The following is a 26350-nucleotide window of genomic DNA, read 5'->3' on the forward strand; positions in this document are numbered from 1 at the left end:
CCTCGCGCCGGTCCCGCCGCCCTCCTCGCCCACCGTGTCCTGGACGGACCTGCTGAGGGCCGCCACCGACGACTGTCTGGCCGCTCTTCTGGAGGCAGCCGAGGGGGCCGACGACCGGGACTGGTCGCGCCGCGCCCACGGCCTCGACTGGACGTGCCGCCAGACCCTCGACCATCTCGCCCTCGGGCTGACGGGCTACGCCGGCCTGCTCATCGCCCGCCCGACCGACCGTTACATCACCCTCTTCGCCTCGCTCGACCCTCAGGCCCCCGTACCGGACTGCCTGGAGGGACTGCGTATCGCCGCCGCCCTCCTCACCTCCACGGTCCGGGACACGGCCGCCGAGGTACGTGCCTGGCACCCGTGGGGTCACTCCGACGCCGCCGGGTTCGCCGCCATGGGAATCACCGAACTGACCCTCCACACCTACGACATCACCCGCGCCCTCGGTCCGGCCTGGTCACCGCCCGACGCTCTCGCCGCGGCCGTCCTGACACGCCTTTTCCCGGACGCTCCCGTGGGGCACGGACCGTCCGACACCCTGTTGTGGAGCACGGGCCGCACCGCCCTCCCCGGGCTGCCCCGGCGAACGGAGTGGCGCTGGGACGGGACGTGAGAGCACGACGATCGGTACTGTGACGCGGATGAACGAGCCGCTGCTGACCGCCGTCGCCGCCCTCTGGGGCGGTGCGGCGGGCGTGCTCGTGCCACGGCCCGCCCACCGCTTCGCGGTCGAGCCGGAGGAGAGCTGGCGGGACACGTGCCCCGCCGGGCATCCGATCACCGGCCCCGCGGGCGGCTGGCTCGGACCGGCCCGGTGCGCGGACGGCACCCGCTACGGGCCGAGCACGGCCGCCGTGGCCCTCGTGACCGCGCTGATATGCGCCACTCTCGCCGCCGCCACCGGCCCCCGCCCCGAGCTGGCCGTCTGGCTGGCGCTCGCGCCGGTCGCCGTCCTGCTGGGCCTCGTCGACCTGCGGGTGCACCGGCTGCCGGACGTGCTGACGCTGCCGCTGGCCGGGGCCGCGGTGGTGCTGCTGGGAGGGGCGGCCCTCGTCCCCGGGCACGCGGGGGAGTGGCTCACGGCGGTGCTCGGGGCGGTGGTGCTCGGCGGTGCGTACTTCCTGTTCTTCCTCGTCGACCCCAACGGCCTGGGTTTCGGCGACGTGAAGCTCGCACTCGGGCTCGGTGCCGTGCTCGGGTGGTACGGGTGGGGAACCGTGGCGCTGGGGACGTTGGCGGGGTTCCTCTTCGGCGGGCTGTACGGGCTGGCGCTCGTCGTCGCGCGCAGGATCGGCCGGAGGACGGCGTACCCGCTCGGGCCGTCCCTGATCGCGGGCGCGTACGTGGCGATGCTGCTCGGGGCGTACGCGGCCTGACGTGCGGGGCGGCCGGTGTCGTCCACAGGTGCGGTGTCCTCCGCAGGCTGGCGTCGGGTGGTTCGAGGTGCTGGCGTACGCTGGCCTGGACCGCCCACACCCACCTGAAAGGGACCCCGGTGACCGAGAAGGCCGACCTCCAGTCCGTCCTCGACCGCGCCGCCGCCGGTGGGCGGATCACCCCAGAAGAGGCCCTCGACCTGTACCGCGACGCCCCGCTGCACGCGCTGGGCGCCGCCGCCGACGCCGTACGGAGGCGGAAGTACGCGGGCACCGAGCACATCGCCACGTACATCATCGAGCGGAACATCAACTACACGAACGTCTGCGTGACGGCGTGCAAGTTCTGCGCCTTCTACGCCGCGCCCAAGGACACCAAGAAGGGCTGGACGCGGGACCTGGAGGACATCCTGCGCCGCTGCGCGGAGACCGTCGAGCTCGGCGGTACGCAGATCATGTTCCAGGGCGGGCACCACCCGGACTTCGGCGTCGAGTACTACGAGCAGCACTTCTCCGCCATCAAGCAGGCCTTCCCGCAGCTGGTCATCCACTCCCTCGGCGCCTCCGAGGTCGAGCACATGGCCCGGATCTCCAAGGTGAGCGTGGAGGAGGCGATCCAGCGCATCCACGCGGCCGGCCTCGACTCCTTCGCCGGCGCCGGCGCCGAGCTGCTGCCCGAGCGGCCGCGCAAGGCGATCGCCCCGCTGAAGGAGAGCGGCGAGCGCTGGCTGGAGATCATGGAGACCGCGCACAACCTGGGCGTGGAGTCCACCTCCACCATGCTCATGGGCACCGGCGAGACCAACGCCGAGCGCATCGAGCACCTGCGCATGATCCGCGACGTACAGGACCGGACGGGCGGCTTCCGCGCCTTCATCCCGTACACGTACCAGCCCGAGAACAACCACCTCAAGGGCCGTACGCAGGCCACCATCTTCGAGTACCTGCGCATGATCGCCATCGCCCGGATCTTCCTGGACAACGTGGCGCACATCCAGGGCTCCTGGCTGACCACCGGCAAGGAGATCGGCCAGCTCTCCATGCACTACGGCGCGGACGACCTCGGCTCGGTCATGCTGGAGGAGAACGTCGTGTCCTCCGCCGGCGCCAAGCACCGCTCCAACCGGCTGGAGCTCATCGACCTGATCCGCAAGGCCGGGCGCGTCCCCGCCCAGCGGTCCACGACGTACGAGCACCTCGTCGTCCACGACGACCCGGCGAACGACCCCGTCGACGACCGCGTGGTCTCCCACATCTCGTCCACGGCCATCGAGGGCGGCACGGCCCACCCCGAGCTGAAGCTGATCGCCACCAACTAGCGCGCCGTATCGCTTACTGGACGCTCACTAGAGACGTGCTGACGATCCATGCCGCGGACGAGCTGCGGCACGCCTGGGACGACGACAAGCCCCTCAAGGAGGGCGCCGTCGCCGTGGAGGGCGGCCAGGTGGCCGCCGTGGGCACGCTGGCCGAGCTGCTGAAGCTCTACCCGAGCGCCCGCGTACGGCGCTGGCCGGGCACCCTGGGGCCCGCCCGCGTCCACGACGGCCCGCTCCCGGACGCGCCGACACCGCGTGAACGCATTCACGCGGTGCTCAAGTCGGGTGCCGTCGCGGTGCTGGAGGAGTACGCGGGCACGCCCGAACTGCGGGCGGCCGCCGAGCGGAACGACGTGGTGGTCCTCCGGCGGGCGCGGCCCACGGCCGTCGTCCCGGGCGGGCGCGCCGATCTCGCCGTGTTCGACGCGGCCGGTGCCTGTCTCGCCACGGTGTGCGCGGGACGGCTGGTGCACCGGAGGCGGTGAGCCGCCTCCGTCCCGGATGCGGCTGCCTCAGCCGGAGAACGCCTCCGCGAACGCCCCGTCCTCCTGCTCCACCCCGCTGCAGTCGGTGGACGCGTCGTCCGTGGCGGAGTCGCTGTCGCACTGCCGGTCGCGGAAGGACGCCCACATCGACACCCAGGCGATGCCCTTCTTTTCGGCGAACTGCCGTACCTGCGCGGCGTCCTGAAGCGTGAACGTCTCGTTGTCCACGTCGTTCTCGCCGATCATCGAGGTGAGGGCCAGACCGTGCCAGGCGCCCTCGTCCGACAGCCCGAAGACGTCCGCGAGCTGGTCGTGGGCGGCCCGGGCGGACGTCTCCGCGTAGTCGCCCATGTCACCGTCGTACGTGCTGCCGTAGTTCATGGTCATGATGTTGACCGTGGAGACCTGCACGGAGTGGTTGTTCGCGGACTCCAGCAGGGCCACGCTGTCGTCGTCCAGGCCGGAGGGCATGACGGGGAGGGTGAACGACACCGAGAGGTCGGACCGTTCCTCCTGGAGCAGCGCTATCGCCTCCGAGCGCAGGTCGATCGAGTCGGAGTCCGTCAGCGCGTCGCCCTCGACGTCGAAGTCCGCCGCGCTCGCCCCGGCCGCGTCCAGCGCCTGCCCGTACGCCTCGGCGAGCTCCGACGCGCTGCCGCAGGCCTCGGCGAGCTCCGTCCCCGACGCCCCGCCGAACGACACCCGCACCGTCGCCCCCGAATCCGTGAGCGCCGAGATCCGGGACGTCACGGCCGAGTCGTCGATCGCCGCCGTACCGCCCCAGGTGGGCGTGCAGTCGTCGCCGTCCGCGATCACGAAGGCCAGGTTGTACGCGGACGCCGAGCCCGCCGAGTCCAGGTCGTAGGCCGTCGTGGCGCTCACATAGGGCGCGTACGCCGTCGACGACGACTCGGGGGTGCCGGTGCTGCCCGTACCGCCGGGGTCCGGCTGGGCCTGTGCGGTCGACGAGCCGGAGGAGGAGCCGTCGCCGTCCGTGTCCGCGGAGCAGCCCGCGCAGGCCAGCGCCACCAGGCAGACGAGCCCGGCGGCCGGCTTCAGGAAACTCCTCATTGCGCATGCACCCGCTCTCGTGATCGATCTCATTGCTGCGATCGCTCGTGATTTCTGTCTCAGGAAGGAAACAAAGTTCGTTTCCGCAGCCGAAATGAACCACACCCGGCTGTGCCAAACGAAGATCGGATGCGCACAGCATTCTCATGGGAAAGCCGGCATCAAACGGACAACTCCGCCACGGGAAGCGGAAGATACCGGGCGTTCGGGCGAGGCGGGGCGCTCACCTGCAATCTTTGAATCTCTAAGGAAAGAGACAGGCTGCGGAGTTCCTCACGGATGACTCACAAGTAATTCCGGGATTCGGCCACATAAAGGATCTCTAACATCCGGGGAATGCAATCCGAGTCCGTCATCGAAAACCACGCACCCGAGGCCGCCTCCGCCGCCGCGCCGGTGCGCGGCCGACGCCGTAAACGCGGCCGGGCCGCCGGGTCCGCGGAGGGCCCTGTGTTCGTCGACAACTCCGGGCGCAGGGCCAAGTGGCTGCGCCGGATCGGCATGCTCATGGGTCTCGTCTGCGTCGGCTACGCCGTCGTGCTCGGCCTGGCCTTCATGGGCTGGGGCATCTCCTCGTCCCCGTCCGAGCTGTTCCCCTTCGGTGACGGCGGAGGGCAGGCCGGAGCGCCGGGCGGCGCGCAGCCGCAGGGCGGCGTCGCCCCCTCCGGAGCCCCCTCCGGAGCCCCGTCGGGTGCGCCCTCCGGAGCCCCGAACGGTACTCCGCCCTCGGGCGCCCCCGCTGTTCCGTCCCCTTCCGCATCCGCATCCGCATCCGTCTCCGCTTTTGCCGACGCCGACTGACCGGAACGCAGCCACACACATGACCACGACGACGCCTCCACGCCGCCGCCGGCGCGCCCCCTCCAAGATCGAGCGGGCCCGCGGCAAGGCGGCGGCGCTGCAGAAACCCCGAGTCATCCTCGCCCTGCTGCTTCTGCTCGCGCTGACCAGCGTGATGCTCCTCGACGGCTATCTGCGCGCCGAGGTCGGCGGCGACCAGCGCGTCCGCTCCGGGGCCAGCTCCAGTGACGTACCCGACGACGTCCTCGAGGGCGGCCCCATCCTGAGCTTCCGCGGCGGGCAGGCGGTGACCCAGTCCGTGCCCGACAAGACGATCGCGCTCACCTTCGACGACGGCCCCAACCCGACCTGGACGCCCGAGATCCTCAAGGTCCTGGAGAAGTACGACGTCCCGGCGACCTTCTTCCTGGTCGGCTCGATGGTCTCGCGCTACCCCGACATCGTGGACGACATGGTCGACCAGGGCCACGAGATCGGCATCCACACCTTCACGCACGTGGACCTGTCGTACCAGAGCGACGCCCGCATCACCCGTGAGATAGAGCAGACGCAGCTCGCGCTCGCGGGCGCGGCCGGCATCACGACCACGCTGTTCCGCGCGCCGTACTCCTCCGAGATGGACGCCATCGACAACTACAGCTGGCCCGTCTACCAGAAGCTCGGCGAGGAGGGCTACACCAGCGTCTTCATCGACACCGACAGCGACGACTGGAAGAAGCCCGGCGTCTCGAAGATCATCAAGTGGGCCACTCCCGAGGACGGCGAGGGCGCGTCGGTCCTCATGCACGACGCGGGCGGCGACCGCTCGCAGACCGTGAAGGCGCTCGGCACGTACATCGAGAAGATGCGGGCGAAGGGCTACACCTTCACCACCATCAGCGGTGCGATGGAGGAGAGCAGCGAACAGCAGGGGCAGCAGCAGGGACAGCAGGCGGCCGGTGGAGCATCGGCGGGGCAGCAGCCCGCTGCTCCGGCGCAGCAGAGCGGCGGCCAGAGCGGCGGCCAGAGCGGCGGCCAGAGCGGTGAACAGAGCAGTGGCCAGAACAGCACCTCCGCCCTTCAGGCCGCCCACCGCACCGCCACCGGCACCACCCTCTACGAGGGCAAGGCCCTCGTCGCCGCCGTATGGGTCGCCGAGCGGGTCGTACCGGCGCTCTCGGCCGGGCTCGTCGTCGTGGGTGTCGCCGTCATCGGCCGCTTCGGGATGATGCTGGTCCTCGCCCGCCGCCACTACCGCAAGCGCAACAAACGCCGGTTCAGCTGGGGACCGCCGGTCACCCGCCCGGTGACGGTGATCGTGCCCGCGTACAACGAGAAGGAGTGCATCGCCAACACCCTCGAGTCGCTGGCGAAGAGCACCCATTCGATCGAGATCATCGTCGTGGACGACGGCTCGTCGGACGGCACCTCCGAGATCGCGCGAGCCGCGGCCGACTCGCTCGGCCTGACGAACGTCCGGGTCATCCGCCAGGAGAACGCGGGCAAGCCCGCCGCCCTCAACAACGGCGTCCGCAACGCCAGCCACGACATCGTCGTGATGATGGACGGCGACACGGTCTTCGAGCCCGACACCGTACGCCAGCTCGTGCAGCCCTTCGCCGACCCCGGGGTCGGCGCGGTCGCGGGCAACGCCAAGGTCGGCAACCGCAACACCATGATCGGCGCCTGGCAGCACATCGAGTACGTGATGGGCTTCAACCTCGACCGCCGGATGTACGACCTGCTGCGCTGCATGCCCACCATCCCGGGCGCGATCGGCGCGTTCCGCCGGGACGCGGTGCTCCAGGTCGGCGGCATGAGCGAGGACACCCTCGCCGAGGACACCGACATCACCATCGCCATGCACCGCGAGGGCTGGCGGGTCGTCTACCAGGAGCACGCCCGCGCCTGGACGGAGGCGCCCGGCTCGCTCAAGCAGCTCTGGTCGCAGCGCTACCGCTGGTCGTACGGGACCATGCAGGCGCTGTGGAAGCACCGGAAGTCCCTCACGGACAAGGGCCCCTCGGGACGCTTCGGCCGCGTCGGCATGCCGCTGGTGGTGATCTTCCAGATCGTCACGCCGGTCTGCGCCCCGCTGATCGACGTCTTCACGGCGTACGCCATGATCTTCGTCGACTTCAAGGCGTCGCTGCTCGCCTGGCTGGCGGTGCTCGGTGTCCAGCTCGTCTGCGCCGGCTACGCGTTCAAGCTGGACAAGGAGAAGTACCGGTACCTGCTGATGCTGCCGCTCCAGCAGCTCGCCTACCGGCAGATGATGTACCTGGTCCTGATCCACTCCTGCGTCACGGCCCTGACCGGCGGCCGGCTGCGCTGGCAGAAGCTGAAGCGCACGGGTGAGGTCGGTACGCCGGCGGGGGCGAGCTGATGGGGTCGCATCGCAGGGGGGCCGCTGTCGGTGGCCGGCCCCAGGTGCCCCGACCGCCCGGCGACGTCGCCGACACCGCTCGGCTTCCGCGCGTGGTGCCGGACGGCGGCGCACCGCCTTCGCGGGGTGGGCGGGCCGGCGGACGCGACCGCTACTTCGACGCGCTGCGCGCCGTCGCCCTCGTCCGCGTCGTCACGTACCACACCTTCGGCTGGGCCTGGGCGGGCATGGTCTTCCCCTCCATGGGGATCATGTTCGCCCTGGCCGGCACCCTGATGGCCAAGTCCCTGGAGCGTCCCGCGGCCAAGGTGCTGCGCAGCCGGGTGCGGCGGCTGCTGCCCCCGTTCTGGTTCTGGGGCGTCTTCGTGGTCGTCGCCATGCTGGTCCACGACTGGATGCCGGGCTGGCAGATCGTCTACTGGGTGGTGCCGCTCGGCGACCCGCCGGGCAACGCGTGGGGCGAGCAGGCCTGGGAGGTCGTCTGGTACCTGCGCACGTACCTGTGGTTCGTCCTGCTCTCGCCGCTGCTGCTGAAGCTGTTCCGGCTGGCCCCCGTGCCGGTGCTGCTGCTGTCCCTCGTGCCGGTCACGGTCTTCCACTTCCTGTGGGCACCGCCGGACGACCGGTTCGGCTCCACGCTCACCGACCTGGCGATCTTCCTGTTCTGCTGGGTCCTGGGCTTCGCCCACCGCGACGGGGTCCTGCGCCGGCTCAGGCCCGGCCCGGTGGTCGTCGGCTCGCTCGCGGCGCTGGTGTTCGGCTCCTGGTTCGCCTTCTCGCACCAGGCCGAGTTCGGTACGTACGACCTCGACGAGGTCCCGCTCGCCCAGGCGTTCTTCTCGGCCGGGTTCGTGACGCTGCTGATGTACGCCAAGGAGCGGTTCTCGGTCGACTTCGCGTGGCTGGCCCGCTTCCGGAGGCTCGACCGGATCGTGACGGTCTTCAACGCGCGCGCGGTGACGGTCTACCTGTGGCACGAGATCGCGCTGATCCTGGCCGTCCCGCTGATCGACCAGTTCTGGAAGGTGCCCGCGTTCGAGAAGTACCTGCCGCTGGGCAGCCAGTGGTTCATGTTCGGCGTCGGCTGGGTGCTGATCGGGGCCTTCGTGCTGCTGTGCGGATGGGTGGAGGACGTGGCGGCGAAGCGGAGACCGAGGCTGTTGCCGTGACGGCCGCCGTGACGGCCGCTGCCACGGTCACCTCCGGATCACCGCGGGTGCCGTACGGGCCGGGCGCTTCGGGTGTGCCCGGCCCGTACCGCCGTATCCCGGACTGCCACAATGGGCCGGTGACCCGCGCCTCCCTGAACAAGCAGCCGCACGAAGTCGCCTCGATGTTCGACCACGTGGCGGAACGGTACGACCTCACCAACGACGTGCTCTCCCTCGGCCAGGACCGCAGATGGCGCAAGGAGGTCGCGCGGGCGGTCGACGCGCGGCCCGCGCAGAAGGTGCTGGACCTCGCCGCCGGTACGGGGACCTCGTCGCTGCCCTTCGCCCGGTCGGGCGCGTACGTCGTCCCGTGCGACTTCTCCCTCGGCATGCTCCGGGTGGGCAAGCAGCGCGAGTCCTGGCTGCCGTTCACGGCGGGCGACGCGACGCGGCTGCCGTTCAGGGACGACACCTTCGACGCGGTGACCATCTCCTTCGGGCTGCGGAACGTGCAGGACACGGATGCCGCGCTGCGCGAGATGCTCCGGGTGACCAGGCCCGGCGGACGGGTCGTGATCTGCGAGTTCTCACACCCGACGTGGACGCCGTTCCGCACCGTCTACACCGAGTACCTGATGCGTGCGCTGCCCCCGGTGGCGCGGGCGGTGTCGTCCAACCCCGACGCGTACGTCTACCTCGCCGAGTCGATCCGCGACTGGCCCGACCAGCCCGCCCTGGCCGGGCGGCTGCGTGCGGCCGGCTGGGAGAAGGTGGCCTGGCGGAACCTCACGGGCGGCGTGGTGGCGCTGCACCGGGGCTTCAAGGCGGCCCAGCCGCCCGCTGAGGCTGCCTGCTAGCGCAAGACAGGCGAGACGGGGAACGCATCGCCCGGTTCGTCCAGTTCGCGGCGGAGCCCGCCCGGCGGCGGACCGGTGCGGCGCGGTTCGCGCACCCCCGCGCCCCCGCCGCCCTCACCCTCGCCGTGCTCGAACCACACGGTGACCACCGCCCCGCGCGGGATCTCGGTCCCCGGCCGCGGGTACTGGCGTACGACGTAGTCGACGGCGGTCTCGACGGTGGCCGAGGGGAAGTCGGGCCGGTCGGGCGCGGCCAGCCGTACCCCTCGTGCCTCGGCCGTCGCGCGTGCGTCCATGGCCATCAGACCGACGAGCCGCGGTACACGCACTTCGGGTGTATTGGGTGGTATACGCACAGATGTCACCCCCAGCGGTACTGGCAGGGTAACCGTGTGGGGGCGGATGCCGGAAGCGGTGCGTGTTCATTCTCGGCCGACAGTCACCGAGTGTCACAGGACGAGTCGGTAGCGGTGCCCCGTCCGCCGGGAGGCGGGCGTCGTGAAGACCTCCTCCAGCTCCATGCCGAGACGACGCGTCACGGCGATCGAGCGCTCGTTGTCGGCGAGGACCATGGCGATGACGCTCGGAACTCCCGCCCCGCGCAGCCGGTCCAGCGTCTCGAGGGCGGCGGCGGTGACGTACCCCTTGCCCCAGTACGGCCGGGCGAGCCGCCAGCCGATCTCTATCTCGCCCTGCGCGCCCCAGTCGTGCGGCCACGGCTGGGCACCGGTGAAGCCGATGACCCGGCCCTCCTCGTCGAGCATGCTCCAGAAGCAGAAGCCGTGCTCGGCGTCGTGGCGGCGCTGGCGGGCGGTCAGCTCCTCGTAGACGGACAGCTCGGCGGACCGGCCGCCGTGGAACTCCATGACCTCGGGGTGGTCGAAGATCCGGTGCCAGGCCACGGCGTCCTCGTCGGTGGGGACACGCAGACGTACACCGGGGAGATCTCGGTTCACAGGGACAGCCCTTCGGCGGGGTGATCAATACCGCTGCATAGACTGCCCATGTCCCGTGCCCCCCGGCACCCACATTTCTAGTCTTGGGGAGATGCCGCCGTGACCGAGCCCCAGCCCCTTACCGAACACACCGCCGATGTGATCGTCGTCGGGGCCGGGCCAGCCGGTTCCACCACCGCGTACTACCTGGCCAAGGCCGGACTGGACGTCCTGCTGCTGGAGAAGACCGCCTTCCCGCGCGAGAAGGTCTGCGGTGACGGCCTGACGCCCCGCGCCACCAAACAGCTCGTGGCCATGGGCATCGACATCTCCGAGGAGGCGGGCTGGCTCCGCAACAAGGGCCTCCGCATCATCGCCGGCGGTGTCCGCCTCCAGCTCGACTGGCCGGATCTCGCCTCCTTCCCGGACTACGGGCTGGTCCGCAAGCGCGACGACTTCGACGAGCAGCTGGCCCGGCAGGCGCAGAAGGCGGGCGCCCGGCTGTACGAGCGGTGCAATGTCGGCGCCCCGATCGTCGACGACCGCACCGGCCGCATCACGGGCGTCCACGCCAAGCTCGGCGACGCCGAGTCCGGTGAGAAGCGGGAGGTCACCTTCCACGCGCCGCTGGTGGTGGCCGCGGACGGCAACTCCTCGCGCCTGTCCCTGGCGATGGGCCTGCACCGCCGCGAGGACCGCCCCATGGGCGTCGCGGTCCGTACGTACTTCACGTCCCCCCGCCACGACGACGACTACCTGGAGTCCTGGCTGGAGCTGTGGGACCGCCGCGGGCCGGGCGAGGACCGCCTGCTGCCCGGCTACGGCTGGGTGTTCGGCATGGGCGACGGCACCTCGAACGTCGGCCTCGGCGTGCTCAACACCTCCGCCTCCTTCAAGGAACTGGACTGGCGCGAGGTCCTCAAGGCCTGGTGCGCGTCCATGCCGGAGGACTGGGGGTACACCCCGGAGAACATGACGATGCCGATCCGCGGCGCGGCCCTGCCCATGGCCTTCAACCGCCAGCCGCACTACACCAAGGGACTGCTGCTGGTCGGCGACGCGGGCGGCCTGGTCAACCCCTTCAACGGTGAGGGCATCGCCTACGCCATGGAGTCCGGCCAGATCGCCGCGGACGTCATCGTCCAGGCCCACGCCCGGGCCACCCCCGCCCAGCGCGAGATGGCCCTCCAGCGCTACCCCCGCGTCCTGAAGGACACCTACGGCGGCTACTACACCCTGGGCCGCGCCTTCGTGAAGCTCATCGGCAACCCGAAGATCATGAAGATCGCGACCGAACGGGGCCTCACCCACCCCCTGCTGATGAAGTTCACGCTGAAGATGCTCGCGAACCTGACGGACCCCACGGGCGGCGACGCGATGGACCGCATCATCAACGGCCTGAGCAAGGTGGCCCCGAAGGCCTGACGCGGACGGCCGGGACGGAACCGGCCGAGACGGCTCGTGGCCGCCGCCCCGCGGGGCGGCGGCCACGAGCCGTTGTCACAGGGGGCCGTCGGGGCCGTCTGAGGCGCGCTGTCAGAGCACCCGCACCGCACCCGAGGCCGGGTAGCCGGACAGGTCCTGGATGACGACGCCCTTGGACGGGTTCGCGGCGTCGAGGTACTGGCCGTTCCCGATGTAGACGCCCACGTGGTACGCGGAGCCCTTGCCGCCCCAGTAGAGGATGTCGCCGACCGCCAGGCTGGACAGCGAGACATCGGTGCCCATCATCGACTGGTCCTGCGAGACCCGGGGGAGGTCCACGCCGGCCTCCCGGAAGGCGGCCTGCACGAGGCTGGAGCAGTCCCAGGCGTTGGGGCCGGAGGCGCCCATCACGTAGGCGTCGCCGAGCTGTGCCTTGAGGAAGCCGATGACGGTCGCCACGCTGCCGCCGGCCGGCGCGGAGGCCTCGGTCGAGGCGGAAGCCGAGGCCGAGGTGAGCTCGGTCCGCTCCGCGGAGCGTGCGGCACGCTCCGCGGCCGCCTTCCGCTCTGCCTCTGCCTCGGCCTTCTTCTTGGCCTCGGCCTTCTGCTTGGCCTCCGCGAGGTCGGCCTTGGCCTGCTTGGCGGCCGCGGCGGCGGCCGCGTCACGTTCGGCCTGCAGCTCATAGGTGGCCGCGGCCTGCTGCGTGGCCTCCGCGGACTCGGCGACCTGCGCCGCCAGGTCCGCCGTGAGCGTGGGAAGTTCGAGCGTCTGGGTCACGGGCTCCGCGGCGTTCGCCGACGCGGACGCTCCGGCCACTGCCACGGTGCCGAGGATGCCACCGGCGACCCCGGCGCGCATCGCCATCTTCGACGCGCCACGGCGGGGCTTCCGGTGGCTGCGTATGTGAGCGGTGTGGGACATGGGTACAAGCGGTACCAGGGGCTCCTCCATACCTTCAAGAAACGTGTGGTCCGCCACAGTTGTTCAAACGGTCGTCGAACCCCGGGCGTGTCGCCCCTCATTGACGCTCTAACGGGCATTGCGGACACGAGTGATCAAGCCTGTGATCATGGGTTTTCATCATTACGCCCGAATTGCTCTGCGCTTACCACTGCTTGCGCCGTGTGGCCAAGCCCGGTTTCCGGGGCGCGGCCGACGGTGTGGTGTAGGTCACGGAACGGTTACCGCCAGGGGCGCGTCCCCGCGCGGAATCACGAGTTTCGGCGCTCGTGAACGCGCGCACGCATTCACATCCGCTCCCGTACTCTCCCCACGGTGTGAACACCGCGCACTATCAGCCCGCGCCGTCCAGCGCGAATTTGCATGCAGCGGAACCTTCTTGATATTGAGACGCACCCCTCCAACCGTCGATGACCAGCCACGACAGGCCGGAATATCACGGCTGGTGATCATTCGGATGCTTCACGTGCGAACCTCACCGCTCATCCGACTTCATGATCCTTCGTCAGGTGGTGGAGATCACAAAGTCGTTGGCGTACCCCGTGTCGCAGATCACAGACCCGCAGGCATAAGATGCGGGGCAGTTGGGCTTGTGACCTGCTTCACATGTTCGCGATCTTCGCCGGTACACACGGGGGTCGAGGGACGGCCGGGGCGGGTGGGCGGGTTCAACCTTCCGCCAGCAGTCAGTGCCGACTGAGAGGAGCGAGGAGCGGTGAACGCGTATGCGCCCATCCTCGTACTGGGAGCCCTCGGGGCAGGCTTTGCGATCTTCTCCGTGATCATGGCCACGCTGATCGGCCCGAAGCGCTACAACCGGGCCAAGGTCGAGGCCTACGAGTGCGGTATCGAGCCGACCCCCACGCCGGCCGGTGGCGGGCGCTTCCCCATCAAGTACTACCTGACGGCGATGCTCTTCATCGTCTTCGACATCGAGATCGTCTTCCTCTACCCCTGGGCCGTCTCCTTCGACGCCCTGGGTGTTTTCGGGCTCGTGGAGATGCTGCTCTTCGTGCTCACCGTCTTCGTCGCGTACGCGTACGTATGGCGGCGCGGCGGCCTGGAATGGGACTGAGGGGCCTTTAGGACATGGGACTCGAAGAAAAGCTGCCGAGCGGATTCCTGCTGACCACCGTCGAGCAGGCCGCGGGCTGGGTGCGCAAGGCGTCCGTGTTCCCCGCCACCTTCGGCCTCGCCTGCTGTGCCATCGAGATGATGACCACGGGCGCGGGACGCTACGACCTGGCCCGCTTCGGCATGGAGGTCTTCCGCGGCTCACCGCGCCAGGCGGACCTCATGATCGTCGCCGGCCGGGTCAGCCAGAAGATGGCGCCGGTGCTGCGGCAGGTCTACGACCAGATGCCGAACCCCAAGTGGGTGATCTCCATGGGGGTCTGCGCGTCCTCGGGCGGCATGTTCAACAACTACGCCATCGTCCAGGGCGTCGACCACATCGTCCCCGTCGACATCTACCTCCCCGGCTGCCCCCCGCGGCCCGAGATGCTGATGGACGCCATCCTCAAGCTGCACCACAAGATCCAGAACTCCAAGCTCGGCGTGAACGCCGAGGAAGCGGCCCGCGAGGCCGAGGAGGCCGCGCTCAAGGCGCTCCCCACCATCGAGATGAAGGGGCTGCTGCGGTGAGCGACGCGAACGGCAACGGCGGCAAGAGCGGCAGGAGCGGCTCCGACGAGGGGGCCAACCCGGAGAAGGACCTGGGCGCGGCCAACCTCCCCGGCCAGCGCGGCGACCAGGGCGAGGAGATCCGTGTCCAGCGCGGCATGTTCGGCGCGAACAACGGCGGCGACACCTCCGGCTACGGCGGCCTGGTCCGCTCCATCCGGCTCCCCGGCCCGTCCTCCCGCCCCTACGGCGGCTGGTTCGACGAGGTCGCCGACGAACTCGAGGGCGCCCTGGAGGAACAGGGACTCGTCCCGGAGAACGCCATCGACAAGACGGTCGTCGACCGTGGCGAGATCACCTTCCACATCGAACGCGAGCACCTGGTCCGCGTGGCCCGGACCCTCCGCGACGACCCGGCGCTGCGCTTCGAGCTCTGCACGGGGGTGAGCGGCGTCCACTACCCCGGCGACAAGGGCCGCGAGCTGCACGCCGTGTACCACCTGCGCTCGATCACCCACAACCGGCTGATCCGGCTCGAAGTCTCCGCCCCCGACGCCGACCCGCACATCCCGTCGCTCGTCCCCGTCTACCCGACGAACGACTGGCACGAGCGCGAGACGTACGACTTCTTCGGCATCGTCTTCGACGGTCACCCGGCGCTGACGCGGATCATGATGCCGGACGACTGGCAGGGCTTCCCGCAGCGCAAGGACTACCCCCTCGGCGGCATCCCCGTCGAGTACAAGGGCGCCCAGATCCCGGCTCCGGACCAGCGGAGGTCGTACTCATGAGCACGCAGACCCCTTCGTCCGCTTCTTCCGCGGCGGGAACCCGCGAGACCACCGAAGGCACCGTCTACACGGTCACCGGCGGCGACTGGGACGAGGTCGTCGAGTCCGCGGCGAAGGCCGACGACGAGCGCCTGATCGTCAACATGGGCCCGCAGCACCCGTCCACGCACGGCGTGCTCCGCCTCATCCTGGAGATCGAGGGCGAGACGGTCACCGAGGCCCGCTGCGGCATCGGCTACCTCCACACCGGCATCGAGAAGAACCTCGAGTACCGCACCTGGACCCAGGGCACCACCTTCGTGACCCGCATGGACTACCTGACGCCGTTTTTCAACGAGACGGCGTACTGCCTCGCCGTCGAGCGGCTCCTCGGCATCGAGGACCAGGTGCCGGACCGGGCCAGCGTCATCCGTGTCCTGCTGATGGAGCTGAACCGGCTCTCCTCCCACCTGGTGTGCGTCGCCACCGGCGGTATGGAGCTGGGCGCCACCACGATCATGATCTACGGCTTCCGCGATCGTGAACTCGTTCTCGACGTCTTCGAGCTGATCACCGGCCTGCGAATGAACCACGCGTTCGTCCGGCCCGGCGGACTCGCCCAGGACCTGCCGCCCGGCGCGGTGGACCAGATCCGCGAGTTCGTGAAGAAGATGAAGAAGAACCTGCCCGAGTACGACAAGCTCGCGACCGGGAACCCCATCTTCAAGGGCCGTATGCAGGACATCGGCTACCTAGACCTGGCCGGCTGCATGGCGCTGGGCGCCACCGGCCCCATCCTCCGCTCGGCCGGTCTCCCGCACGACCTGCGCAAGGCGCAGCCGTACTGCGGCTACGAGACGTACGACTTCGACGTCCCGACCGCAGACACCTGTGACGCGTACGGTCGCTTCCTGATCCGCCTGGAGGAGATGCGCCAGTCGCTCAGGATCATCGAGCAGTGCCTGGACCGGCTCGCCCCCGGCCCGGTCATGGTCGCCGACAAGAAGATCGCCTGGCCCGCCCAGCTCGCCCTGGGACCGGACGGACTGGGCAACTCCCTGGACCACATCAAGACCATCATGGGCACCTCCATGGAGGCCCTGATCCACCACTTCAAGCTGGTGACCGAGGGCTTCCGCGTCCCGCCGGGACAGGTGTACGCGGCGGTCGAGTCGCCCAAGGGCGAGCTCGGGGTGCACGTCGTGTCCGACGGAGGCACCCGCCCCTTCCGGGTCCACTTCCGCGACCCGTCCTTCACCAACCTGCAGACCATGGCGGCGATGTGCGAGGGCGGCCAGGTCGCCGACGTCATCGTCGCCGTCGCGTCCATCGACCCCGTGATGGGAGGCGTCGACCGGTGACCACCACCCCCGAAGGTGTCAGTCTGGGCATGCCCCAGCTGCCCGCGCCCGACTACCCGGACGACGTCCGAGCGCGGCTGGAGCAGGACGCGCGCGAGATCGTCGCCCGTTACCCCGACTCCCGCTCGGCCCTGCTCCCGCTGCTGCACCTCGTGCAGTCGGAGGAGGGCCATGTCACCCGCACCGGCATGCAGTTCTGTGCCGACGTGCTCGGCCTGACCACGGCCGAGGTCACCGCGGTCGCGACCTTCTACACCATGTACCGCCGGGGGCCCTCCGGCGACTACCAGGTGGGCGTCTGCACCAACACCCTGTGCGCGGTGATGGGCGGCGACGCCATCTTCGAGGCGCTCCAGGACCACCTGGGCGTCGGCAACGGCGGGACCACCGACGACGGCAAGGTCACCCTGGAGCACATCGAGTGCAACGCGGCCTGCGACTTCGCGCCGGTCGTGATGGTCAACTGGGAGTTCTTCGACAACCAGACCGTGCGGAGCGCCAAGCAGCTCGTCGACGACCTGCGCGCGGGTGTGCCGGTCGAGCCCACCCGCGGCGCCCCCCTGTGCACGTTCAAGGAGACCGCCCGGATCCTGGCGGGCTTCCCCGACGAGCGCGAGGGGGCGGTGGAGGCATCCGGGAGCGCGGGACCCGCTTCCCTGATCGGCCTCCGGCTCGCCAAGGGCGAGGCCGCGCGCGTGGTGCATCCGCGCGACGGCGGACCCCACGACGAGGCGCACGACGGGGCACAGGGCGGCGCGGCGCCGAGGGACACGGCACCGCACGACCCGTCGCCGTCCGAGCACCTGAGCTCGCACGACGCGCCGCAGGACACATCGGCCTCCGACCCGGCCCACCCCGCCGGACCGACCGCCGAGGAGGGGGAGTGATGACCGTGGCGACCGAGATCAAGGACCCCAGCCCGGAGAAGCTGCTCGCACCCGTGCTGTCGGCCTTCTGGGACGAGGACAGGTCCTGGACGCTGGATGTCTATCAGAGGCACGAGGGGTACGAGGGCCTCCGCAAGGCGCTCGCGATGACTCCGGACGACCTCATCGCGTACGTCAAGGACTCCGGGCTGCGCGGCCGCGGCGGCGCCGGCTTCCCCACGGGAATGAAGTGGCAGTTCATTCCCCAGGGGGATGGAAAACCGCACTATCTAGTTGTCAACGCCGACGAATCGGAGCCCGGAACGTGCAAGGACATTCCGCTCCTCTTCGCGAACCCGCATAGCCTCATCGAGGGCATCGTCATCGCCTGCTATGCCATCAGGTCTTCGCATGCCTTCATCTATCTGCGCGGTGAAGTCGTGCCCGTGCTGCGGCGGTTGCACTCGGCCGTCCGTGAGGCCTACGCGGCGGGCTACCTCGGCAAGAACATCCTGGGCAGCGGACTCGACCTCGAACTCACCGTGCACGCGGGCGCGGGCGCGTACATCTGCGGTGAGGAGACCGCGCTGCTGGACTCGCTCGAAGGCCGCCGTGGTCAACCGCGGCTCCGTCCCCCTTTCCCTGCCGTCGCGGGCCTCTACGCGTGCCCGACTGTGGTGAACAACGTCGAGTCGATCGCGTCGGTTCCCGCCATCCTGAAAAACGGCAAGGAATGGTTCAGGTCGATGGGCAGCGAGAAGTCCCCGGGCTTCACGCTGTACTCGCTCAGCGGCCACGTCGCCAGTCCCGGCCAGTACGAGGCCCCGCTCGGCATCACGCTGCGCCAGCTCCTCGACATGAGCGGCGGCATGCGGCCCGGCCACCGCCTGAAGTTCTGGACGCCCGGCGGCTCCTCGACGCCCATGTTCACCGACGAGCACCTCGACGTGCCCCTCGACTACGAGGGCGTCGGCGCCGCGGGCTCCATGCTCGGCACCAAGGCCCTGCAGTGCTTCGACGAGACCACTTGCGTGGTGCGGGCGGTGACGCGCTGGACCGAGTTCTACGCCCACGAGTCCTGCGGCAAGTGCACACCCTGCCGGGAAGGCACCTACTGGCTGGTCCAGTTGCTGCGCGACATCGAGGCCGGCAAGGGCGCCATGAGCGACCTCGACAAGCTCAACGACATCGCCGACAACATCAACGGCAAGTCCTTCTGCGCCCTCGGCGACGGCGCGGCCTCGCCGATCTTCTCCTCCCTGAAGTACTTCCGCGAGGAGTACGAGGAGCACATCACGGGCCGCGGCTGCCCCTTCGACCCGGCCAGGTCGACAGCCTGGGCCGACCACCGTACGGAGGTGAACGCATGACTGTGACGACGAGCGCTCCCTCCGGGGGCGGTCAGGCGGCGGTCCCGCCGGAGGATCTCGTCACACTGACCATCGACGGCGTCGAGATCAGCGTGCCCAAGGGCACCCTGGTCATCCGGGCCGCCGAACAGCTCGGCATCGAGATCCCCCGCTTCTGCGACCACCCCCTCCTCGACCCGGCCGGCGCCTGCCGGCAGTGCATCGTCGAGGTGGAGGGCCAGCGCAAGCCCATGGCGTCCTGCACGATCACCTGCACGGACGGGATGGTCGTCAAGACGCACCTCACCTCTCCCGTCGCGGAGAAGGCCCAGCACGGTGTGATGGAGCTGCTGCTCATCAACCACCCGCTGGACTGCCCCGTCTGCGACAAGGGCGGCGAGTGCCCGCTGCAGAACCAGGCGATGTCGCACGGCAACGCCGAGTCGCGCTTCGAGGGCAAGAAGCGGACCTACGAGAAGCCGGTGCCGATCTCCGCACAGGTGCTGCTCGACCGTGAGCGGTGCGTGCTGTGCGCCCGCTGCACCCGCTTCTCCAACCAGGTCGCGGGCGACCCGATGATCGAGCTGATCGAGCGGGGCGCGCTCCAGCAGGTCGGCACCGGTGAGGGCGATCCCTTCGAGTCCTATTTCTCCGGCAACACCATCCAGATCTGCCCGGTCGGCGCGCTGACCTCGGCGGCGTACCGCTTTCGCTCCCGCCCCTTCGACCTCGTCTCGTCGCCGTCGGTGTGCGAGCACTGCTCGGGAGGCTGTGCGACGCGTACGGACCACCGGCGCGGCAAGGTCATGCGGCGGCTCGCCGCCGACGACCCCGAGGTCAACGAGGAGTGGATCTGCGACAAGGGACGCTTCGCGTTCCGGTACGCGCAGCGCCCCGACCGGCTGACGACTCCCCTCGTACGTGACGACGAAGGCGTCCTGCGGCCCGCCTCCTGGCCGGAGGCACTGGAGGCCGCGGCCCAGGGGCTGCTGGCCGCCCGTGGCCGCGCGGGTGTGCTGACCGGCGGCCGCCTGACCGTCGAGGACGCCTACGCGTACAGCAAGTTCGCGCGCGTGGCGCTCGACACCAACGACATCGACTTCCGCGCGCGCGTGCACAGCGCCGAGGAGGCCGAGTTCCTGGCGGCGAAGGTCGCCGGACGCGGACGTGACCTCGACGGTACGGGCGTCACGTACACCGCTCTGGAGCAGGCGCCCGCCGTCCTGCTGGCCGGCTTCGAGGCCGAGGAGGAGGCGCCCGGCGTCTTCCTGCGGCTGCGCAAGGCCTGGCGCAAGCACGGACAGAGGGTGTACTCGCTGGCCACGTACGCGACCCGGGGCCTTGAGAAGGCCGGCGGCACGCTGCTGCCCGCCGCGCCCGGTACCGAGCCGGAGTGGCTGGACGCCCTCGCGAGCCGGTTCGGACTGGACGAGGACGGGGCGAAGGCCGCCGAGGCGCTGCGCGCCGAGGGCGCGGTGATCGTCGTCGGTGAGCGGCTGGCGGCTGTGGCGGGCGGACTGACCGCCGCCGTACGGGCCGCGGCCGCGACCGGCGCCCAGCTGGTGTGGATCCCCCGCAGGGCCGGGGAACGCGGCGCCGTCGAGGCGGGCGCGCTGCCGGCCCTGCTGCCGGGCGGCCGTCCGGCCACCGACCCGCGCGCGCGGGACGAGGTCGCCGCCGCCTGGGGCGTCGCCGGTCTCCCGCACCGCTACGGCAGGGACACCGGCGAGATCGTCGAGGCCGCCGCGGGCGGTGAGCTGCGGGCCCTGCTGGTGGCGGGCGTGGAGGTCGCCGACCTGCCCGACCCGGCACGCGCGCGTGCGGCACTCTCCGAGGTCGGCTTCCTGGTGTCGCTGGAGCTGCGGCCCAGCGAGGTCACCGAGCACGCCGACGTGATCCTGCCGGTCGCCGCGGCCGCCGAGAAGGCGGGCACCTTCCTGAACTGGGAGGGCCGCGCGCGTTCCTTCGAGGCCGCGCTCAAGCCCGACCAGATGACGCGCCGCCTCGCGCCCACCGACGGGCGGGTCCTGCAGATGCTGGCCGACGCCATGGACGTCCACCTCGGACTGCCCGACCTGCGCACCACGCGCGCGGAGCTGGACCGGCTCGGGACATGGGACGGGCCGCGGGCCACCGAACCCATGGAGTCCGCCGGACAGTTGCCGCGTCCGGCGGCCGGGGAGGCCGTCCTGGCCGGGCACCGGTTGCTGCTCGACCAGGGCCGGCTCCAGGACGGTGACGAGGCGCTCGCGGGGACACGGCACGCGGCACGCGCGCGCGTGTCCGCCGCCACGGCCGCCGAGGCGGGCGTCAAGGACGGCGACGTCCTGGCGGTGAGCGGCCCAGGAGGGTCGGTCGCACTCCCCTTGCAGATCACGGACATGCCCGACCGTGTGGTCTGGCTGCCGCTGAACTCCGCCGGGACAGGCGTCGCCTCCGACACCGGGGCGCTGCCCGGCGCACTCGTCCGCATCGGCCCGGCGGCCCTCGCCCCCGAGGCCCCCCAGGAGGTGGAGGCATGAGCCCGTACCTCGAGGACATGAGCCCGTACCTCGCCGCCGAAGACCTCTCCATGTTCGGCCGCGACCCTTGGTGGCTGGTCGCGATCAAGGCGGTGTTCTGCTTCGCCTTCCTGATGGTGACCGTGCTGTTCTCCATCGTGTGGGAGCGCAAGGTCGTCGCCTGGATGCAGCTGCGCATCGGCCCCAACCGGCACGGCCCCTGGGGCATGCTCCAGTCGCTCGCCGACGGCATCAAGCTGATGCTCAAGGAAGACGTCATCGTCAAGCGCGCGGACAAGGTGGTCTACGTCCTCGCGCCGATCGTCGCGGCCATCCCGGCCTTCATGGCGATCGCGGTGATCCCCTTCGGACCGGCCGACAACCAGGTCTCGATCTTCGGCACGCGCACCACGATGCAGCTCACCGACCTGCCGATCGCGATGCTGTACATCCTCGCGGTCGCCTCGGTCGGCATCTACGGCATCGTGCTGGCCGGCTGGAGCTCCGGATCGACGTACCCGCTGCTCGGTGGTCTGCGCTCCTGCGCGCAGATGATCTCGTACGAGATCGCCATGGGTGCCGCCTTCGCCTCCGTCTTCCTCTACTCGGGGTCGATGTCGACGTCGGCGATCGTCGAGGCGCAGGCGGACCGCTGGTACATCGTCCTGCTGCCGCTCTCCTTCCTGATCTACATCGTGACCATGGTGGGCGAGACCAACCGCGCCCCCTTCGACATGCCGGAGTCCGAGGGCGACCTGGTCGGCGGCTTCAACACCGAGTACTCGTCCATCAAGTTCGCGATGTTCATGCTCGCCGAGTACGTGAACATGGTGACGGTCTCGGCCGTGTCGGTGACGCTCTTCCTGGGGGGCTGGCGGGCCCCGTGGCCGGTCAGCACCTTCTGGGAGGGCGCCAACCAGGGCTGGTGGCCGATGCTCTGGTTCACGGTCAAGGTGCAGCTGCTGCTGTTCTTCTTCATCTGGCTGCGCGGCACGCTTCCGCGCGTGCGCTACGACCAGCTGATGAAGCTCGGCTGGAAGGTCCTCATTCCGGTCTCCGTGGTCTGGCTGATGCTCGTGGCGACCGTCCGGACCCTGCGCAACGAGAACTACGACTTCACCGACATCGCCCTGTACGTCGGCGCGGGTGTCCTCGCCCTGCTGCTGCTCTCGTTCGTGGCGGACATGTTCCGCGGCCGGGGCGAAGCGGCGGACGAGCCTGCCGGGCCCGCCGCCTTCGACCCCATGGCCGGTGGATTCCCCGTACCGCCACTGCCCGGGCAGACCCTGCCGCCGGTGCCGCGCAGGCGGCCGCGCCGGGAGCGGGAGCTGATTGTCAGTGGTGGGTCCGATACTGACAGTGACGGAATCTCGAAGGGGAGGGAGGCGTCCGATGGCTGATGAGCCCAAGGAGACCAAGCCGGGTTTCCAGAACCCCGTCGCCGGCTTCGGCGTGACCTTCAAGGCCATGTTCAAGAAGCGGCTGACCGAGCAGTACCCGGAGCAGCAGAAGACCACCGCTCCCCGGTTCCACGGCCGGCACCAGCTCAACCGCCATCCGGACGGCCTGGAGAAGTGCGTCGGCTGCGAGCTGTGCGCCTGGGCGTGCCCCGCGGACGCCATCTACGTGGAGGGCGCGGACAACACGGACGAGGAGCGCTACTCGCCGGGCGAGCGGTACGGCCGCGTCTACCAGATCAACTACGCCCGCTGCATCCTGTGCGGCCTGTGCATCGAGGCGTGCCCCACGCGCGCGCTGACGATGACCAACGAGTTCGAGCTGGCGGACTCCAGCCGAGCCAACCTCATCTACACCAAGGAGCAGCTGCTCGCCGGCCTCGACGAGGGCATGGTCGACACGCCGCACGCCATCTACCCCGGCACGGACGAGCAGGACTACTACCGGGGACTGGTCACGCAGGCGGCGGAGGGCACGGAGCGCCAGGTGGCCCTCTCCAAGGGCGAGGTCCCGCAGGAGGCCGCCTCCACCTTCGGCGAGGACGAGCCCGCGTCGGAGAAGGTGATCCGCCGATGACGCCGACGACTTCGGTGGAGGCGACGACTCAGCTCGCCGCCTACACCACCTCCACGGGCGAGGCCGTGCAGTTCTGGGTGCTCGGCACGGTCGCCGTGATCGGCGCCCTGTGCACCGTCTTCATGAAGAAGGCCGTGCACAGCGCGCTCTGCCTCGCCGGAACCATGATCATCCTGGCGGTCTTCTACCTCGCCAACGGGGCCTACTTCCTGGGCGTCGTGCAGATCGTCGTCTACACCGGCGCGATCATGATGCTGTTCCTGTTCGTGGTGATGCTCGTCGGCGTCACCGCGGCGGACTCCCTGAAGGAGACCATCAAGGGCCAGCGCTGGCTGGCCCTGCTGTGCGGACTCGGCTTCGGCATCCTGCTGGTCGCCGGTATCGGCAACGCCTCGCTGACCGAGTTCAGCGGCCTCGGCCAGGCCAACGCGGGCGGCAACGTCGAGGGACTCGCCCAGCTCCTCTTCACCAAGTACGTCTTCGCCTTCGAACTCACCGGCGCCCTGCTCATCACGGCCTCGGTCGGCGCCATGGTGCTCACCCACCGCGAGCGCACCGAACGCGCGAAGACCCAGCGCGAACTGGCCGAGCAGCGCGTCCGCGAGGGCAAGCACCTGCCGCCGCTGCCCGCGCCCGGTGTGTACGCCCGGCACAACGCGGTGGACATCGCGGGCCTGCTGCCGGACGGCACCCCGTCCGAGCTCACCGTCAACAGGACGCTGCGGGAGCGCGGGCAGATCCGGGACGTGTCGGCCGAGGCGCTGAACGACCTCAAGGCCCTGGAACAGCGCTCCGCAGCACGCCTGGAGCGCACGAGGAGCGGGGAGGCGTCGAAGTGAATCCCGTGAACTACCTCTATCTCGCCGCCCTGCTGTTCACGATCGGCGCCACCGGCGTACTGATCAGGCGGAACGCGATCGTGCTGTTCATGTGCGTCGAGCTGATGCTCAACGCCTGCAACCTCGCGCTCGTCGCCTTCTCCCGGATGCACGGCAACCTCGACGGCCAGATCATCGCCTTCTTCGTGATGGTCGTCGCCGCGGCGGAGGTCGTGGTCGGGCTCGCGATCATCGTGTCGCTGTTCCGTTCCCGCCACTCGGCCTCGGTCGACGACGCCAGCCTGATGAAGCTGTAAGGGGTCGGAAGAATCGTGGAGAACCTGATTGCGCTGCTGGTGGCGGCGCCCCTGCTCGGAGCGGCCGTCCTGCTGTGCGGCGGCCGGCGGCTGGACGCCGTCGGGCACTGGATCGGCACGGTCCTCGCCGCCGTCTCCTTCGTCATCGGCGCCGTCCTCTTCGCCGACATGCTCGGCAAGGACGCGGAGGCCCGCGAGATCGGGCAGCACCTGTTCAGCTGGATTCCCGTCGAGGGCTTCCAGGCGGACATCGCTTTCCAGCTCGACCAGCTGTCGATGACGTTCGTCCTGCTCATCACCGGCGTCGGCACGCTCATCCACCTGTACTCGATCGGGTACATGGAGCACGACGAGCGCCGGCGCCGCTTCTTCGGCTATCTCAACCTGTTCCTGGCGGCGATGCTGCTGCTCGTCCTCGCCGACAACTACCTGCTTCTGTACGTCGGCTGGGAGGGCGTCGGTCTCGCCTCGTACCTGCTCATCGGCTTCTGGCAGCACAAGCCCAGCGCCGCGACCGCCGCGAAGAAGGCCTTCCTGGTCAACCGCGTCGGCGACATGGGCCTGTCCATCGCGATCATGCTGATGTTCACCACCTTCGGCACCTTCGCCTTCGGGCCGGTGCTGGAGAGCGCCGGGGAGACGAGCGAGGGCAAGCTGACCGCCATCGCCCTGATGCTGCTGCTCGCCGCCTGCGGCAAGTCGGCCCAGGTGCCGCTGCAGTCCTGGCTCGGTGACGCGATGGAGGGCCCGACCCCGGTCTCGGCCCTCATCCACGCCGCGACCATGGTGACCGCGGGCGTCTACCTGATCGTCCGCTCCGCGGACATCTTCAACCTCGCCCCGGACGCACAACTGGTCACCACCGTGGTCGGCGCGGTCACACTCCTCTTCGGTGCGATCGTCGGTTGTGCGAAGGACGACATCAAGAAGGCCCTCGCCGGATCGACCATGTCGCAGATCGGCTACATGGTGCTGGCCGCGGGCCTCGGCCCCATCGGCTACGTCTTCGCGATCATGCACCTGGTGACGCACGGCTTCTTCAAGGCCGGGCTGTTCCTCGGCGCCGGATCGGTCATGCACGGCATGAACGACGAGGTCGACATGCGCAAGTACGGCGGCCTGCGCAAGTACATGCCGGTCACCTTCGTCACCTTCGGTCTCGGCTACCTCGCCATCATCGGCTTCCCCGGCCTGTCCGGCTTCTTCTCCAAGGACAAGATCATCGAGGCGGCCTTCGCCAAGGGCGGCACCGAGGGCTGGATCCTCGGCGGCGTGGCCCTGCTGGGCGCGGCCATCACGGCGTACTACATGACGCGCGTGATGCTGATGACCTTCTTCGGGGAGGAGCGCTGGCGGAGCCGGCCCACGGCCTCCCCGGACCAGCCGGACGTGGAGCCCGCCGCCGAGCACCAGGGTGCCCACGCCGAGCCCCACCCGCACGAGTCGCCCAGGTCCATGACGATCCCCATGATCGTGCTGGCCTTCGGGTCGGTGTTCGCGGGCGCGTTCTTCGGCATCGGTGACCGGTTCGTGCACTGGCTGGAGCCCGTCACCGGGCACAAGCACGGGCACCCCCCGGTCAGCGCGCTGACGATCACTCTCTCCACGGTGGCGGTGCTCGTCCTCGGCGCGGGGCTCGCCTACCTCCACTACGGGCGCCGTCCCGTTCCCGCCGTCGCCCCGCGCGGATCGCTGCTCACCCGGGCGGCCCGGCGCGACCTCCTCCAGGACGACTTCAACCACGTCGTCCTGGTCCGCGGCGGCGAGCACCTGACGCGCTCCCTGGTGTACGTCGACCACACCCTGGTCGACGGCGTCGTCAATGGCACGGCGGCCTCGGTCGGCGGCCTCTCCGGACGGCTGCGCAAGCTGCAGAACGGCTACGCGCGCAGTTACGCGGTCTCGATGTTCGGCGGTGCGGCGGTCCTCATCGCCGCGACCCTGCTGATGAGGGCGGTCTGAT

At 70.0% G+C, this 26350-nt stretch carries 25 protein-coding genes; 21 read left to right on the forward strand and 4 right to left on the reverse strand.

The window, feature by feature from the left end; genetic code table 11:
- Positions 1–34 precede the first annotated feature (34 nt).
- The 4 genes from IE242_RS19195 (at position 35) to IE242_RS19210 (ending at position 3183) form a co-directional block, all read left to right on the forward strand.
- On the forward strand, positions 35–616 hold the full coding sequence (locus IE242_RS19195) for a DinB family protein (protein ID WP_189861258.1): 582 nt from the start codon (positions 35–37) through the stop codon (positions 614–616).
- 28 nt (positions 617–644) lie between these two features.
- Positions 645–1379, forward strand: a complete 735-nt coding sequence (locus tag IE242_RS19200) for a prepilin peptidase (RefSeq protein WP_189860877.1) — start codon at positions 645–647, stop codon at positions 1377–1379.
- A 119-nt stretch (positions 1380–1498) separates the two neighbouring features.
- On the forward strand, positions 1499–2698 hold the full coding sequence (gene mqnC, locus IE242_RS19205) for a cyclic dehypoxanthinyl futalosine synthase (protein WP_189860879.1): 1200 nt from the start codon (positions 1499–1501) through the stop codon (positions 2696–2698).
- Between the two features lie 35 nt (positions 2699–2733).
- Positions 2734–3183, forward strand: coding sequence for an imidazolonepropionase-like domain-containing protein (locus IE242_RS19210; RefSeq protein WP_189860881.1), 450 nt, complete (start codon positions 2734–2736; stop codon positions 3181–3183).
- Positions 3184–3210: 27 nt separating this feature from the next.
- Here the strand turns inward: IE242_RS19210 and IE242_RS19215 are convergent, their stop codons facing one another.
- Complete coding sequence (locus IE242_RS19215) at positions 3211–4254, reverse strand: chitinase (RefSeq protein ID WP_189860883.1); 1044 nt, start codon at positions 4252–4254, stop codon at positions 3211–3213.
- A gap of 336 nt (positions 4255–4590) precedes the next feature.
- Here IE242_RS19215 and IE242_RS19220 point away from each other — a divergent pair, with 336 nt between their 5' ends.
- From IE242_RS19220 to IE242_RS19235, 4 genes are all read left to right on the forward strand, one after another.
- Positions 4591–5055: a hypothetical protein gene (locus IE242_RS19220; protein ID WP_189860885.1), complete on the forward strand. Its 465-nt coding sequence runs from the start codon at positions 4591–4593 to the stop codon at positions 5053–5055.
- Positions 5056–5074: 19 nt separating this feature from the next.
- A complete protein-coding gene (locus IE242_RS19225; RefSeq protein ID WP_189860887.1) occupies positions 5075–7420 on the forward strand; it encodes a bifunctional polysaccharide deacetylase/glycosyltransferase family 2 protein in 2346 nt (781 codons plus the stop codon).
- Positions 7420–8589, forward strand: coding sequence for an acyltransferase family protein (locus IE242_RS19230; RefSeq protein WP_189860889.1), 1170 nt, complete (start codon positions 7420–7422; stop codon positions 8587–8589). The genes IE242_RS19225 and IE242_RS19230 overlap by 1 nt, the downstream gene beginning before the upstream one ends.
- A gap of 119 nt (positions 8590–8708) precedes the next feature.
- Positions 8709–9428, forward strand: coding sequence for a demethylmenaquinone methyltransferase (locus tag IE242_RS19235; RefSeq protein ID WP_189860891.1), 720 nt, complete (start codon positions 8709–8711; stop codon positions 9426–9428).
- Here IE242_RS19235 and IE242_RS19240 read toward each other — a convergent pair.
- The gene (locus tag IE242_RS19240) at positions 9425–9757 is read right to left on the reverse strand and encodes a PASTA domain-containing protein (RefSeq protein ID WP_373299539.1); all 333 of its coding nucleotides are present in this window, start codon (positions 9755–9757) and stop codon (positions 9425–9427) included. The two genes, IE242_RS19235 and IE242_RS19240, sit on opposite strands and share 4 nt — an antisense overlap.
- A gap of 120 nt (positions 9758–9877) precedes the next feature.
- A complete protein-coding gene (locus IE242_RS19245) occupies positions 9878–10384 on the reverse strand; it encodes a GNAT family N-acetyltransferase (RefSeq protein ID WP_189860895.1) in 507 nt (168 codons plus the stop codon).
- Between the two features lie 99 nt (positions 10385–10483).
- On the opposite strand from IE242_RS19245, the gene IE242_RS19250 reads away from it, so the two are divergent.
- Positions 10484–11788: a geranylgeranyl reductase family protein gene (locus IE242_RS19250; RefSeq protein ID WP_189860897.1), complete on the forward strand. Its 1305-nt coding sequence runs from the start codon at positions 10484–10486 to the stop codon at positions 11786–11788.
- Between the two features lie 111 nt (positions 11789–11899).
- Here IE242_RS19250 and IE242_RS19255 read toward each other — a convergent pair whose 3' ends face one another.
- A complete protein-coding gene (locus IE242_RS19255; RefSeq protein ID WP_189860899.1) occupies positions 11900–12739 on the reverse strand; it encodes a C40 family peptidase in 840 nt (279 codons plus the stop codon).
- A 724-nt stretch (positions 12740–13463) separates the two neighbouring features.
- Between IE242_RS19255 and IE242_RS19260 the strand changes: the two genes are divergently transcribed.
- From IE242_RS19260 to nuoL, 12 genes are read left to right on the forward strand one after another with little or no spacing between them, the layout of a single operon-like run.
- Complete coding sequence (locus IE242_RS19260; protein WP_189860901.1) at positions 13464–13823, forward strand: NADH-quinone oxidoreductase subunit A; 360 nt, start codon at positions 13464–13466, stop codon at positions 13821–13823.
- A 14-nt stretch (positions 13824–13837) separates the two neighbouring features.
- On the forward strand, positions 13838–14392 hold the full coding sequence (locus IE242_RS19265) for a NuoB/complex I 20 kDa subunit family protein (RefSeq protein ID WP_055635348.1): 555 nt from the start codon (positions 13838–13840) through the stop codon (positions 14390–14392).
- The gene (locus tag IE242_RS19270; RefSeq protein WP_189860903.1) at positions 14389–15162 is read left to right on the forward strand and encodes an NADH-quinone oxidoreductase subunit C; all 774 of its coding nucleotides are present in this window, start codon (positions 14389–14391) and stop codon (positions 15160–15162) included. The genes IE242_RS19265 and IE242_RS19270 overlap by 4 nt, the downstream gene beginning before the upstream one ends.
- Positions 15159–16502 carry an NADH-quinone oxidoreductase subunit D gene (locus IE242_RS19275; protein WP_189860905.1) on the forward strand — a complete coding sequence of 448 codons (1344 nt, stop codon included), beginning with the start codon at positions 15159–15161 and terminating at the stop codon, positions 16500–16502. The genes IE242_RS19270 and IE242_RS19275 overlap by 4 nt, the downstream gene beginning before the upstream one ends.
- 29 nt (positions 16503–16531) lie before the next feature.
- Complete coding sequence (gene nuoE, locus IE242_RS19280) at positions 16532–17389, forward strand: NADH-quinone oxidoreductase subunit NuoE (RefSeq protein WP_189860907.1); 858 nt, start codon at positions 16532–16534, stop codon at positions 17387–17389.
- The gene (gene nuoF, locus IE242_RS19285; RefSeq protein ID WP_189860908.1) at positions 17386–18738 is read left to right on the forward strand and encodes an NADH-quinone oxidoreductase subunit NuoF; all 1353 of its coding nucleotides are present in this window, start codon (positions 17386–17388) and stop codon (positions 18736–18738) included. Before nuoE ends, nuoF begins: the two co-directional genes overlap by 4 nt.
- Positions 18735–21239, forward strand: coding sequence for an NADH-quinone oxidoreductase subunit G (locus IE242_RS19290; RefSeq protein ID WP_189860910.1), 2505 nt, complete (start codon positions 18735–18737; stop codon positions 21237–21239). Before nuoF ends, IE242_RS19290 begins: the two co-directional genes overlap by 4 nt.
- A 17-nt stretch (positions 21240–21256) precedes the next feature.
- Positions 21257–22618 carry an NADH-quinone oxidoreductase subunit NuoH gene (gene nuoH, locus IE242_RS19295; RefSeq protein WP_189861260.1) on the forward strand — a complete coding sequence of 454 codons (1362 nt, stop codon included), beginning with the start codon at positions 21257–21259 and terminating at the stop codon, positions 22616–22618.
- Positions 22611–23252, forward strand: a complete 642-nt coding sequence (gene nuoI / locus IE242_RS19300) for an NADH-quinone oxidoreductase subunit NuoI (RefSeq protein WP_189860912.1) — start codon at positions 22611–22613, stop codon at positions 23250–23252. Before nuoH ends, nuoI begins: the two co-directional genes overlap by 8 nt.
- A complete protein-coding gene (locus IE242_RS19305; protein WP_189860914.1) occupies positions 23249–24091 on the forward strand; it encodes an NADH-quinone oxidoreductase subunit J in 843 nt (280 codons plus the stop codon). Before nuoI ends, IE242_RS19305 begins: the two co-directional genes overlap by 4 nt.
- Positions 24088–24387 carry an NADH-quinone oxidoreductase subunit NuoK gene (nuoK, locus tag IE242_RS19310; RefSeq protein WP_189860916.1) on the forward strand — a complete coding sequence of 100 codons (300 nt, stop codon included), beginning with the start codon at positions 24088–24090 and terminating at the stop codon, positions 24385–24387. Before IE242_RS19305 ends, nuoK begins: the two co-directional genes overlap by 4 nt.
- 15 nt (positions 24388–24402) lie before the next feature.
- Positions 24403–26349, forward strand: a complete 1947-nt coding sequence (gene nuoL / locus IE242_RS19315; protein WP_189860918.1) for an NADH-quinone oxidoreductase subunit L — start codon at positions 24403–24405, stop codon at positions 26347–26349.
- Position 26350 lies beyond the last annotated feature (1 nt).

Origin of the sequence: Streptomyces poonensis (assembly GCF_014650915.1) — a bacterium.
Classification (GTDB): Bacteria; Actinomycetota; Actinomycetes; order Streptomycetales; family Streptomycetaceae; genus Streptomyces; species Streptomyces poonensis.

Bases quoted from the DNA above. Each gene is read 5' to 3' on its own strand.
- IE242_RS19200 (WP_189860877.1), top strand. From the start codon at position 645: ATGAACGAGCCGCTGCTGACCGCCGTCGCCGCCCTCTGGGGCGGTGCG.
- IE242_RS19215 (WP_189860883.1), bottom strand. From the start codon at position 4,254: ATGAGGAGTTTCCTGAAGCCGGCCGCCGGGCTCGTCTGCCTGGTGGCG.
- IE242_RS19220 (WP_189860885.1), top strand. From the start codon at position 4,591: ATGCAATCCGAGTCCGTCATCGAAAACCACGCACCCGAGGCCGCCTCC.
- IE242_RS19225 (WP_189860887.1), top strand. From the start codon at position 5,075: ATGACCACGACGACGCCTCCACGCCGCCGCCGGCGCGCCCCCTCCAAG.
- IE242_RS19230 (WP_189860889.1), top strand. From the start codon at position 7,420: ATGGGGTCGCATCGCAGGGGGGCCGCTGTCGGTGGCCGGCCCCAGGTG.
- IE242_RS19255 (WP_189860899.1), bottom strand. From the start codon at position 12,739: ATGGAGGAGCCCCTGGTACCGCTTGTACCCATGTCCCACACCGCTCAC.
- IE242_RS19265 (WP_055635348.1), top strand. From the start codon at position 13,838: ATGGGACTCGAAGAAAAGCTGCCGAGCGGATTCCTGCTGACCACCGTC.
- IE242_RS19275 (WP_189860905.1), top strand. From the start codon at position 15,159: ATGAGCACGCAGACCCCTTCGTCCGCTTCTTCCGCGGCGGGAACCCGC.
- nuoE (WP_189860907.1), top strand. From the start codon at position 16,532: ATGCCCCAGCTGCCCGCGCCCGACTACCCGGACGACGTCCGAGCGCGG.
- IE242_RS19290 (WP_189860910.1), top strand. From the start codon at position 18,735: ATGACTGTGACGACGAGCGCTCCCTCCGGGGGCGGTCAGGCGGCGGTC.
- nuoH (WP_189861260.1), top strand. From the start codon at position 21,257: ATGAGCCCGTACCTCGCCGCCGAAGACCTCTCCATGTTCGGCCGCGAC.
- nuoI (WP_189860912.1), top strand. From the start codon at position 22,611: ATGGCTGATGAGCCCAAGGAGACCAAGCCGGGTTTCCAGAACCCCGTC.
- IE242_RS19305 (WP_189860914.1), top strand. From the start codon at position 23,249: ATGACGCCGACGACTTCGGTGGAGGCGACGACTCAGCTCGCCGCCTAC.